The following is an 11,986-nucleotide window of genomic DNA, read 5'->3' on the forward strand; positions in this document are numbered from 1 at the left end:
GGGGGTTCACCGGAGGGTGTAGAGGATTTGCAGTTTCTCTTCGCTGAGCCATCCTGTGTTGTCGGAGCTGATTCCTGGGGTTGCGGCGTTCATGGCTTCTTTGATCATTTCCAGGGTGGCGAAGGCGTAGAAGGCCGAGGTGGTGCTCGCGCTTTCGTGGCCGAGCAGTTGCATGATGATCGGCAGCGGTATCCCTTGCTTGTAGAGGTCCATGGCCTTGGTCTTGCGGATCAGGTGGCAATGCAGCTTGGCGGGGATTGATGGGCAGGATTTCCGGGCGATGTCTCCGGCTCTCTTGAGGATCGCCGAGACGCTGTCTTCCGAGAGTCTGGTGGGCTCTCCCAAGTGGTGGCTGTTGAAAAGCGGTCGCGTTGCCGGCGGGTTCGCCCGTCGGGGGTGGAACTCATTGAGATAGACCTGAAGGTGCCCGACCGTCTTATCTCCCAGGGGGACGACGCGGCTCCTGCTTCCTTTCCCGGTCAGCGTCAGGTGTGCGGGGCGCTGCAGCTGGAGGTCGCCGAGGGTCAGTGCGGTGAGCTCTCCGACGCGTGCTGCGCTTTCGTAGAGGAGGATTAGGAGCATGCGGTTGCGCCGGGATTTCATGCTGGAGCCGTCGTGCGCCGCGAGGATCGCGGTCGTTTCGTGCTCTTGCAGGTATTCGATGGGTTTTCTCGGCAGGGCGGGGGCCTTGAGTGCCTTGGCCGTCTCGTGCAGCGCCATCAGTCGGAGGTCTTCGCGGGATGCGTATTGCAGGAAGGCTTTGATGGCGGTCAGGCGCAGGTTCACGGTCTTTGGTTGGTAGTGCTTGGTCTGCTGCATCCAGATCAGCCATTCCTTGATGAACCTCCGTTCGAAGTGATCGAAGCCGATGTCCTTGCGTTCGATGTGCTGCTCGCCGACCAGGTAGTACACGAAGCATTCCAAGGAGATGCGGTAGGCTTCGATGGTTTTCGGGGACAACGCCCTGGCCTTGGGCATGTATTCGTGCAGGTAGTTGCGCGCATACCCCCAGAAATTCGGGGTATCGCTGCGGGCGTCGCGTTTCATTCGAATCCCACCTTTGGCAGTATTCCCTGGCCTTCACGGGTCAGCTCGGCGTAGCCGTTCATGAAATCCGGGGACGTGTGGATGTAGTAGTAGGTGCTGTTCAGCGAGGCGTGGCCCATGTATCGGGCCAGGTAGGGCAGCATGGCGTTGACGTCGGTGCCTTCGGCCATCCAGCGTTCGATGTTGGCGTAGGCGAAGTGATGTCCGAAGGCGTAGGGCGTCGGTTGCTTGCCTTCAAGGGGTCGCGGCAGCCCGGCTTGGTCCCAGGTCCTGTGGAACATGGTCCCGACCATTGATGCCGTCACCGGGTTCCCGGTGGGGGAGGCGAAGAATGTGGTGCGTTTGTCGCCCAGGGCCGGTTCCAGCGCTTGATCGCAAGCGGAAAGGATCTCCAGGATCTGATCGGTGAGGGGAAGCTGTCGGCTGCGGTTGCCCTTGGACCAGTGCACGTTGATGTATCCGTCGGTGAGATTGATGTCGTTGACCGTCAACCGGCGCGCCTCGCAGGTGCGCAGTCCGCAGGAATGCATGAGCGCGAAAAACGCGAGCCCCTGCCATTTCCATGGGGAGGCGGTGCCCACCTCGGCCGCGGCGTGGAAGAACCGGGTGACTTCTTCTTGCGTCAGCAGGTACGGCTGTGGTCGGACGGAACGGGCTTTCCACTGATCCGAGAGAACGTACGCATTGTCGTCACCGTTGATGCGGAGCCAGCGGCCGAAGTCCCTGATGTATGACATCCAGTTCCGATTGGAATCAGGGTGGGCCGACGCTCTGGAGGCGACCCACCCTTCAACGGTGGATCGGTCAAAATTCACTGAACCGTGTTCGGTGCAGTAGCGGTCAAAGCTCTTCAAGTACCAGAGCCGGGACGTGCCTTGAATACCGGTGCTGGTCTTGAAGGCAAGGTAGCGTTCCAGATCGGACGCGAACACCCCGGTGAACGTGGACTTCTTCATCGTCCCGCTCCCTGCGGCACCGGGACCGGGAGGACGCATGCGCGCATCCGTTCGGTGTCCGCGCCCAGATACACGTTGGTGGAATCCGGGTTCGAATGGCCAAGGACCGCCGATATGGTGGGAAGCGGTGTTCCGGCGCGCAGGAGCCTGGTCGCTGCGTTGTGGCGCAGCAACCGGGTCCCGACCCGTGCACGATCGGCCCCGGCCGCCTTGAAGACCCGTCTGATCACGTCATAGATGGAGCAGTGATCAGAGAACTGGGCATGGGGCGCAACCGACCTCAGAAACACGTGCTCGTCCCCGGAATCGGGACGCTCTTCGAGCAGATACTCCGCCAATCGGCTTGCGATCATAGGGGGCACCGGCAACGTCAACGGATTGCCGGTCTTCTGCTGGACGATCCCGAACGTCAGGTTTCTCCAGTCGAGGTCTTTCAATCGCAGGGCTATCAAGTCGCACGCCCGCAGACCGGTCACCAGCGCCAGCAAGGTGATCGCCGCATCCCGCGCGGGAATCTTCCCGCTGGCGCAGGCCTGGACAACCATTTCCTCGTCCCGGTTGCCGAGCACGGGAATAATGCCGTAATGGCGTTTCGGCCCGACCATGTTCACCGCCTCGACCAGGTCAGGGCGCCGGGCGAAGTTCAGGAACGGGCGAAGGTTTGTGGTCCCCGCCCACATCGAATTTTCCGACCAGCGTCCCCGCATTGATTCCAGGAAGCCGAGCACACCGGCGCCCTCGGCCGCCTGAAGCGAGGTGATGCCGTTGGCCTCCAGATACAGCAGGTAAGCCCAAGCCGTACGGCGATAGGCGGCGCGGGTCTCCGAGGCGAGCCCACGTTCTTTGATCTCATCGGACCACGCGGCCAGCAGCGCTGCGAACTCCTGCGACCGGGGAGTCGCCCGATCCTCCCCGCGCTTCTTCACCGATAGGTCCACTCTCCCGGTGAGCACGCAGGAGTCGAACAAGTCCACCAATCGGCTGTGGGCTTTACGACGCTGATCGCTGAACTTCCCGGTGCGCGGGCTCGTCGTCAGCGACGCGAATTCAGCACCCAAACCAGGCGTATAGACGCCGCCCTGCTTCCGGGCGAGCATGTCCAGGCGGCGAATCCACTTGCCGTATTCGAGGACCGTCAACCGCGTAAATCCAGCCATCTCCAACGCAGCAACGACCCGCTCACCGATCTCCCTGACCGTCGTGTCCATGGCGTTCCCCTTCCAGTGGGCCTATGGATACGACGAACGTAAACCCGTCGAAGATCGCAATCACTAAGCCGAGGAAAGAATCCGCGTTCCCCGCCTGGCATGGCCCCCGGAGCAGTTCCTCGGCTTAGCGTTTTCCTCGGCATAATCCGAACTAAGCCGGATCCGGCTTAGTTCGGACAACGGGAGTGAGTTCATCAATTGGGAGCTGTTCCGCTGGTGCGAGCAGGAGAACCTGACGTTCACCAGGTCCCGGTCCGGGAACAAGAACGACGGGGCCCACGTGGAGCAGAAGAACTGGCACATCATCCGCCAGACCGTCGGCTACCACCGCTACGACACCGCCGCCGAGCTGGAACTGCTGAACCGTATCTGGGCTCTCCAGCGGCTGCTGACAAACCACTTCGGACCCCAGCAGAAACTCCTCGCCAAAGTCCGGACCGGCGCGAAGGTCAGCAAAACATACGACCGGCCCGCGACCCCGTTCCAGCGCGTCCTGGCCGACACCGGCACCGTCGCCCGGGAAGTGAAGACCCGGCTAAGGCGGGAGAACAAACCCTTGAATCCGGCCGCGATCCAGCAGCGTCAGACCCAGACCCTCTGCGCCGAACTGCAAACCCTGACCACCGCCAAACAAGGCCCGAAACCCCAACCCGCTATCCGGGCAAAACCGAATGATTCCACGAAACAATCCAGGCGGGCATCTTGACATGATTCTTCAGGGGATCATTGGCCGACAAGGTGGGTGCCCCTGATGAACCCGCTCCTCGGTTTTTAGTCGTGGTTTTCATAGGTCTTCTGATCCACATTCTGCCCGCCGCGGCGCAGACAGGCAGAACCTGATGGCGATTGGCGCACTTGCCTTGGTTTCGTCAATGATCGTCTTTAACAAGATGGGCTCACCTCTATTCATGATCTCGCTGTCGGCCGTGATCTGCGTAGGGGCGCCTTTCAATGGGCGACGTCGGGGAGTGCGGGCGGTGTCCATCGTTGCTATTGGAGTTATTACAACTCTCGTTTATCCCATCCTCTATGTGCAGTTGCTAACGGCGCTAAATCCGGGCGTTGCCGCCCTTCTCACTCTGCGTAATTTGCTGGTGATCATGGTTCTGGGATGGTCGTTGTTGAAGCTATTGAGTCTGGTGAGGTCTGCGAAGCTTGCCGTTCCTGAATCCGCGGCGGATGTCCCCATCTTGGCTGTTGGTGGGGTGTCTCCAAATTAGCTTCTGAGGGAGGGAGCGCCTGAGTTCTGTACCAATGAATGCTTCGCGTCGTTTGTCCTCAGCGATGAAGCCCCGCAAGTTCGCTACAATCGTTGGGGGTTGTGGAGTCTTTCGCGAGTTGGGATCGCCGATCGCGGACACTACCCTGCGATCTGACGTTGACCCAAATCTGACATCCGTGCGATGTTCGCGCTTAACTGGGGGACCACACATGCCTGTCCGCACCGATGCCTTGATGCCGTCCGTCCAAGTCCCAACAGACGGGCGTCCCGGACGAAAGACGTCCGGGATTCGCCGAGACATTCAAGGACTCCGGGCAGTTGCTGTCGGGGTAGTGGTTCTTGACCATATGGTCAAATGGCCCACAGGGGGATATGTCGGCGTCGACATCTTCTTCGTGATTTCCGGGTTCCTGATTACCGGATTGCTCCTGAGGGAACATGAGCGAAGCGGTACCGTCTCGTTCGCGGACTTCTATCGACGGCGGCTGCGCCGGATCACGCCCGTGGCCGTTCTGGTTCTCTGTGCGACACTAATTGCAATTTTCTCCACCTACGGCATCGGGCGAGCCAAGACCGTTCTTGAAGACGGCGCGTATTCGTTGTTTTTTGCCGCGAATTGGCACTTTGCGGCGACGGGGACGGACTACATGCAGGCCCGTGTCCCGGCTTCGCCGCTGCAGCATTATTGGTCCTTGGCAGTTGAGGAGCAGTTCTATCTTATTTGGCCTGTGGTGATCGTAGTGGTCCTGGGCCTGGCCGCAATTCGTCTTCAGTCGAGCAAGACCCGAGCTCTCCAGCTGCTGCGGGTGGCTTTGATCGTCATCACGGCCACTTCCTTCGCCTATGCGTGTTGGCAGTCCCGGGCAGAGCCAACCTGGGCATACTTCTCTACCCTTTCCCGGGGCTGGGAGCTTGGTGTCGGCGCATTGATTGCTACCCTCACGTCCCGGCTGTCGCGCATCCCCGCGGCCGCTCGGCCGGTCCTCGCCAGCGTCGGCCTCGTCGGCATCGCGGCTTCGGTAGTCTTGCTCGATTCACATTCCGTTTTTCCTGCCCCGTGGGGTGCCGTTCCGGTTTTGGCGACGGCCCTCGTCATAGCCGCGGGGACTGGAGAAGTCACGCCACAGCGCTTTGACATCCTCTCGATGAAGCCAATGCAGTATCTCGGAAAGATCTCCTATTCTCTGTACCTATGGCACTTTCCTGTAATCACGATTGCGGCGACTCTCCACCCACAACCGCAAGGGCCCCTGACAATTCTGGCGCAGGTAGCCCTCATGGTGCTGCTTTCAATCACTTCTTTCCACTTGGTTGAAGATCCCGTCCGAAAGTCAAACTGGCTCAATGACCGTGAACGCCGTGCTGATCGACGCGCTAGCCGTTGGCGGTGGAATTCCGTATGGCCAAAGATCGTTTTGGTGGGGGTCGGTCCGGCTTGTCTCGCGACCCTAGCTTCAATCGCGCTTTCCGTTGTTCCCGTTGCCGCTCCGGCGGAGGGAACAGCGGCAGCGATCATCAAGGAACTCGACACTGCGCCGGCGTTGCGAGCAAAACAAATCAGAGGCGGCCTCGATGCTCAGGCGTGGCCCGTGCTCACGCCGTCGATTGACAATCTGATGGCCAAGGCATGGGTTCCCGAATGGCGAGAAGATTCGTGCCAGGACGTTTGGGAAGCAGATCTCTCCCGATGCATGTACGGCGACAAGGGTGCACCGAAGACCGCCGTTCTCGTCGGCGACTCAATAGCAATCAGTTATATGCCCGGATTGCGAGCGGCTCTCGCCGGTTCGGGCTGGAAGATTCAATCGCTGACGCTTCAGCAATGTCCTGCCATTAACATCTCTGTGCTGAAGGACAAAGCTGCCGACGGAAATTCTCCTGGTTATCCGGAGTGCGACAAGCACCACGAATGGGTGAAATCCTATCTGACCCGCTTGCGTCCGGACATGATCATCATGAGCAGCGTACAGGAGACAGTTCTGCGTCTAGCCAGTGGTGCTAAGGGCCAGGACGCGATCAACGCTTGGGGGCAGGCCACGCGGGAGACTCTTAAAGAGTTCGCACCGCTCGCAGATAAGACTGTTCTGATTGGGCCGCCTCCCAAGGGCAAAGTTCTGCCATGGTGTGCCACTACGATGAACACGCCCAAAGAGTGCATCGCCGAGCGGACGCCAGAGCAAATAGAAATGCAGTCGGCGGAGTTCGCAGCAGCCTCAGCGGCACCGTCCAATGTTTCAAGCCTTGACACGACGTCATGGTTCTGCGATTCGGATAACAGGTGCCCCAGTTTCGTGGGCAATACACCCATGTTTGCGGATGGGGGCCACCTGACGGAGAACTATTCGAAGATGCTTGGGCCTGTTTTGCGTGAGGGTCTCGTAGGACAAAAGAAGTAGATGCTGCACCGAAGTTCGTTGAAGGTCAATTTTTGCCCCTTACGAGGGCTATCTACATAGGACTGACACAAAGAGGTAAACGGGTACGCCAACCGCTCCAGCAAGGAGCCACCGAGATATGGAACGACTCCAGGGGCCATTTGGTGTTGGGCGCATGCGCATTGCCACACCACACGCCAACAGAAGCAGAATGAACAGGGCCGACAGGTCCCTTCCCCGCCAGATATAGCCAATTTGTTGAATTACCTGGGCCTGAAGAACTGGGGCAAGATCAATACCGCGACCAGCAGGATCCAGATGACGGGCCTTGCACTATGAGGCAGCGCGGTCAGGCCGCCCACGAAGAGCCGTCAATGCAGGTCGCCGGCATCGTTTGAGGGTTCGATGCGCGGCGTTTCGCCCCAGCCGGACCAGCTATGACTGGTCGAGCCACGCCAGCAGCTTTCCTCGCTTAATTATTTCGTCCAGCGCTCATATACCTTCCAGTCCAATAACCGGCAGCACGTTAGCATGTTTCGCTATGGTCTGCTGGTCATTTTCAACGTTCTTGCGACGGACGTTATTGTCAATCTCTTCGATAGCCTCGCGCCTCACCTATGCCGGCGGGAAAGTCGTCTCCACGGTTTCGACAATGACGTGGAATTTCTTCCTCTACAAATATTGGATCTTCCGAAGCGATTCCCGCACGTCCGGCAAAGATCAACAGGACGATCCAGAATTCAGCCCCACTACCGCCGACGGCTGATCAGCCTGCCACCAGCTCAACCTCGTAGCCGTCGGTATTCACCAGATAGGCAGCGTAGTGATCGGCCCCGCCGGCGTGGGGAAATTTGCTCTCGAACATCTCGTACCAGCCGGAATCGGCGCCGAGCTCCCGGAGCCGGTCTACGTTTTCCCGAGTCCCCGCATGGAAGGCGAGATGGTTGAGCCCGGGCTCCGTCCTGCGGTGCGTGCTTCCCGTGAGCGCCGTGGACTGTTCGATCACGATGTACGTGGCTCCGAGTTTCCAACTGCAGCCATCGGGCCACTCCTGGAATTGTTCGTAGCCAAGTTCGGCCAGCAGCCAGCCCCACTCTTCCTGCGCCCGGCCGATGTGGGGTACCCAAATCTCTACGTGGTGCAGCGAACCCACTGGAACATCAGCCATGCGCAGAGTCTACGTTTGCGGGGAGCCCGCGGGAATGCCGGGCAACTCCACCACGAATGCCGCGCCGCCCTCAGCCCTGATTTGGCTCTCTTGCTTAACTGCGTGAGTTTTAGGCTGTGGATGACGTTAGGGATGGCTCGCTGCTCAGTCGGAGTATTAACCAAGTCTGCCCTTTAGATCATTCAACTCTTGAGCATTTTCGGTTATGTATCGATTGTCATAGAACGACCCAACGACTGAACGACTGCACCCAATCCAACGAGGTTAGTTTCTACTTTGCACCTTACATCCTGGGTTGCCACAGCGATTTCTGGCTCTATTCCTGATCCAAAGCGAAACGCTGGCGCTCGTCCTAGGCGTGATTCTGTCTGTGGTCAACCGCGCATCGGTTCGAAAGAGTCGGGTGCCTGCGGCAGCCGGCCTAAGTAATCATGCTATGTAAACCAATCGGCTATCGGAGCGTGTAACCTGACACGTCGGCGATGATTTGAACGGTTGATCCCAGGCCGGACTCGATGTTGGCGATGGTGACTTTGCCATCGCGGCCTATGGGTAGATAGCTCAGGTTGGGCACTGTTTGCCCGGTGCCGTAGTTCACGTTGGAGGCGTTCGGTCTCGCGGATCGGGAGGCGTATCCGCTGAGGTATCCGAACGACGTCGGTTCCGTCACGGTCAGGTTCACCCACACACCCGCAGCGTTTTCGGGGACGCCGTTTATTCCGGCGGCCTGGAAGGAGATCGTCCCGCCGGCCTTCACCGGCCCGGACGAAGTCCTCGTGTCAAGGAACCGGGTGGGAGTGATATTTCCGGAGGCGCCCGCGTCTAGAGGCATTCCGGGCAGGAAATACCCTGCGACGTCGGCGATCACCTGAGCGGTACCGGGTGAAGTGTTCGCGATCGTGACCTTCCCATCGGGGCCGAGCGGCACGACGGCCAGGTTCGGCACCGTCTGACCCGGACCGAAATTTACGTTCGAGGCGTTCGGTTTCGCCCTGCCGGAGGCATAGGCAGTCAGGAACCCGGCGGACTTTGCCTCCGTGACGGTGAGGTTAATGACGGCAGCGGCGGCGTTGGACGGGATCCCGTTTACCCCGCCGATCTGCAACGAGACGGTTCCGCCAGCCGGGACCGGACCCGAGGATGCCCGGGTGTCCAGGAATCGGGACGGTGGTTTGGCCGCGAATGCTCCTACCGCAGCCGGAAGTCCGCCTTTGAAGTACGCAGCGACGTCGGCGATCACCTGGGTGGTACCGGATGAAGTGTTCGCGATCGTGATCTTCCCATCGGGACCGAGCGGCACGACGGCCAGGTTCGGCACCGTCTGACCCGGACCGAAGTTCACGTTCGAGGCGTTCGGTTTCTCCCCGCCGGAGGCATAGGCGGTGAGGAACCCCGCGGACTTTGTCTCGGTGGCGGTGAGGTTGACCACCACAGCGGAGGCATCAATCGGCACGCCGTTCACGCCCCCGGCCTGGAATGAAACCGTCCCCCCTGCTGCGACAGGCCCCGAGGCGGAACGCGTGTCCAGGAACCGGGATGGGATGATCGGCACTGAGCCTCCCGGCCCCCCGGACGCCGGGACCGGGGCGTACATGAGAACGCCTATGTCCTTCGACTGCCCCACCGTCGACTGCAAGAGCGCCGCATTCGCCGTTTCAGTCGTGTTCCCCGAATACAACGTACCGATACCGGGCACCTGCGCATCGCCGTTGACCCTCAGCTTGTATGAACCCGAAGATAAGCCGCCGAGACTGAACCGACCTGACTCGTCCGTGGACGCGGTCCGCGTCACCAGGGAGCCGTCATCGGTGAATGCCTGTACCAATGCGTCCGTCAGCGGGAAGCCGTCAGGGCCGACTACCTTGCCGGTGAGGACCCCGCCGGAGACCAGCCGTGCGTCCTCCAGCTGTGTGACCTGATCCGCTGCCACGGACACAGTCGCGGACGCCGCTAGTCCCGCGGACTCATGCACGCCCCGATAGAACTGGGCTTCGTCCGTTGACGATCCATTTACGCGGTTGAAGGCGACCTTGTAGGTGCCGGGCGCCAGCCCGGAAACCTGAAACTGCCCACCGGAATCCGCGCGGGGAAACGCTTGCCCCACTTGGTAACCCTGCGCGTCCAGCACTTGAATACTTGTGCTGGCACTTCCGCTGCCCGAGGACGTAAGTACCTTCCCCGTAATCGAACCTCCTGCTGTCAAGGATGCATCGATTCCAGACACCACCCGATCGCTTGCCACGGTTACTTTAGTGGCTGCTCCAGGTCCGGGTACGCCGTTGAACCATTGGTTCGCAAAAGTAACGAGGGCACCATTCGTCACATACCCGGAGCCTGAGAACCCCACCCGGTAGTCGCCTGGCCACAAAGGACCGATGACGCCGTTACTGAGCGGACCCGGGATGATGCATTGCGCTGAGCCGGGACTATTGAAGTCAACGGCAGTGCCCCAGGGCGTTGCACATAAGGTGAACTGCGTCGACGTTGTTGCCACTTGTATCGACGTCAGTCCAGTGATTAACCCGCCCCAAACCAACGTCACGTCATCGAGCTTCTTTTCCTGGCCTGCCCTCAGCGGTATGCGCTGTGCGGATAAGGCCCCTTGCACTCCTGGATAGAACGTCGTGGGAAGCATCCAGGCCGAGAACTGGCCGGAAAATTCGACAGTAACCTCCCCAGGTGCGAGTCCTGCCAACCTGTATCCACCATCATTGCCCAACTGCGTCTGCCTGTCCCCCGCACGTACAGTGACGTCAGAGGCTACTTTTCCCGCCGGGACGATTGCTTTTCCGGTCACAATGGCACCGGGGGCCAAGGCCACGTCGATTGTGGCTATCTGACCTTCGCTCAGTGAACCCTCATGATGCTGGGGCCTAAAGTTTGAATCGATCGTAGCACCAAAGCCGAAGTCCAGGCTGTAATGGCCGGCAGGTAGTGCCGTTAGGGAATATGCCCCACTAGGAAAGACCACGGCGTTCCTGTAAACGCACGTGGTTGAACTACACACGTTCACGTTTACGCTAATTCTGGTGACATCCTCGCCGGCCGGGACAGTGATTACGCCTGAAATGGATCCGGTGTTTGCAGCCATCGCGGGGCCGGCAGTCACTGGAACCAGAACTGCAGCGAGCAGAACGGCCAGCAAAGAAAAGATGCCCAGCGCCCGCAGTCGTAGAACTCCCATGACGATCTATTGCCCTCCGGTTGTAACGCCACAACGGCAGAAGGCTAGACGTCCCCCTGCATCCTTCGAAGAGCATATAACCGGCGTCAATACTTGAGCATTTACGCCCCGCTGAAGGCCGCCGGTGAATCCGAATCCGGACCTGCCACTCAGATTTGTCTCCTTTGAGCGCCCTTTCGGAGATGAGCAGATGTCTGAGGCAGGAGCGGCGTTCTCGCGCCTATCCCGGTTTCAGCGAGTGACGGCGATCCACCAGAGGTCTCAAACCGATCGTGCAAAGCGGGCGGCAACTCCATCGGGCCGCTTTGCAGTCGCATGCGACGGCGGCGAGCTGCGGTGCCGCCCGTACGGGGTTGGCGCTCGAAACCGCCGCGCGGATCAGCATTCCGGGTGCTTGGGGTCTTTGCCTCGCTCCCGCCAATACTCATCGCATGGTCCCAGGCCCTTTACGACATCCACATACTCTGCCCATTCTGCATGATCGTCTGGGCCGCGATGATTCCACTCTTCGTATGGTTGACCATCCGGAACATCACCGCCGGGCTAATACCTGTACCGGACAAGGCCGCACAGATCCTGGGCGACTATGGATGGATCATCACTGCGCTGCCGTACGTGACCGTGATCGCGACAATCTTCTTCGCGTTCACCCAAGTTTTCGTGGGAACCGGGCTTCTGAGCCCTTGGTTCTGGTGCAAAAGCATCAGGGAATGCAAGCATGCTGGGCTGGAGGGATCAGGTCAAGCCCTGGCTTGCCACCAGCTGAAGACGCGGGCCAAGTCGCGTACCGGCCGATGTGAGGCACCCAAATCTCTACGTGGTGCAG

8 protein-coding genes and 1 pseudogene are annotated in these 11,986 nt (G+C 59.9%); 4 read left to right on the plus strand and 5 right to left on the minus strand.

Annotated elements, in window-relative coordinates; genetic code table 11:
* Positions 1-6: 6 nt before the first annotated feature.
* The 3 genes from AB4Z38_RS12965 to AB4Z38_RS12975 are packed head-to-tail and all read right to left on the minus strand — an operon-like array spanning position 7 to position 3,211.
* A complete protein-coding gene (locus tag AB4Z38_RS12965) occupies positions 7-1,047 on the minus strand; it encodes a tyrosine-type recombinase/integrase (RefSeq protein ID WP_441430092.1) in 1,041 nt (346 codons plus the stop codon).
* Complete coding sequence (locus AB4Z38_RS12970) at positions 1,044-2,003, minus strand: tyrosine-type recombinase/integrase (protein ID WP_441430093.1); 960 nt, start codon at positions 2,001-2,003, stop codon at positions 1,044-1,046. The genes AB4Z38_RS12965 and AB4Z38_RS12970 overlap by 4 nt, the downstream gene beginning before the upstream one ends.
* Positions 2,000-3,211: a site-specific integrase gene (locus AB4Z38_RS12975; protein ID WP_441430094.1), complete on the minus strand. Its 1,212-nt coding sequence runs from the start codon at positions 3,209-3,211 to the stop codon at positions 2,000-2,002. Before AB4Z38_RS12975 ends, AB4Z38_RS12970 begins: the two co-directional genes overlap by 4 nt.
* A gap of 280 nt (positions 3,212-3,491) precedes the next feature.
* Between AB4Z38_RS12975 and AB4Z38_RS12980 the strand changes: the two genes are divergently transcribed.
* From AB4Z38_RS12980 to AB4Z38_RS12990, 3 genes are all read left to right on the plus strand, one after another.
* Positions 3,492-3,917, plus strand: a complete 426-nt coding sequence (locus AB4Z38_RS12980) for a hypothetical protein (RefSeq protein ID WP_441430095.1) — start codon at positions 3,492-3,494, stop codon at positions 3,915-3,917.
* 133 nt (positions 3,918-4,050) lie between these two features.
* Positions 4,051-4,431, plus strand: a complete 381-nt coding sequence (locus AB4Z38_RS12985) for a hypothetical protein (protein ID WP_441430096.1) — start codon at positions 4,051-4,053, stop codon at positions 4,429-4,431.
* Between the two features lie 235 nt (positions 4,432-4,666).
* Positions 4,667-6,829: an acyltransferase family protein gene (locus AB4Z38_RS12990; protein WP_441430162.1), complete on the plus strand. Its 2,163-nt coding sequence runs from the start codon at positions 4,667-4,669 to the stop codon at positions 6,827-6,829.
* A 745-nt stretch (positions 6,830-7,574) separates the two neighbouring features.
* Here AB4Z38_RS12990 and AB4Z38_RS12995 read toward each other — a convergent pair.
* Positions 7,575-7,976 carry a VOC family protein gene (locus AB4Z38_RS12995; protein ID WP_441430097.1) on the minus strand — a complete coding sequence of 134 codons (402 nt, stop codon included), beginning with the start codon at positions 7,974-7,976 and terminating at the stop codon, positions 7,575-7,577.
* A gap of 451 nt (positions 7,977-8,427) precedes the next feature.
* Positions 8,428-10,104: a carboxypeptidase-like regulatory domain-containing protein gene (locus AB4Z38_RS13000; RefSeq protein ID WP_441430098.1), complete on the minus strand. Its 1,677-nt coding sequence runs from the start codon at positions 10,102-10,104 to the stop codon at positions 8,428-8,430.
* Positions 10,105-11,589: 1,485 nt separating this feature from the next.
* Between AB4Z38_RS13000 and AB4Z38_RS13005 the strand changes: the two are divergent.
* Positions 11,590-11,829 (plus strand): annotated as a pseudogene (locus AB4Z38_RS13005) (vitamin K epoxide reductase family protein); the annotation flags it as partial.
* Positions 11,830-11,986: the final 157 nt, after the last annotated feature.

This window comes from Arthrobacter sp. 2RAF6, assembly GCF_052115205.1.
Lineage (GTDB): Bacteria > Actinomycetota > Actinomycetes > Actinomycetales > Micrococcaceae > Arthrobacter.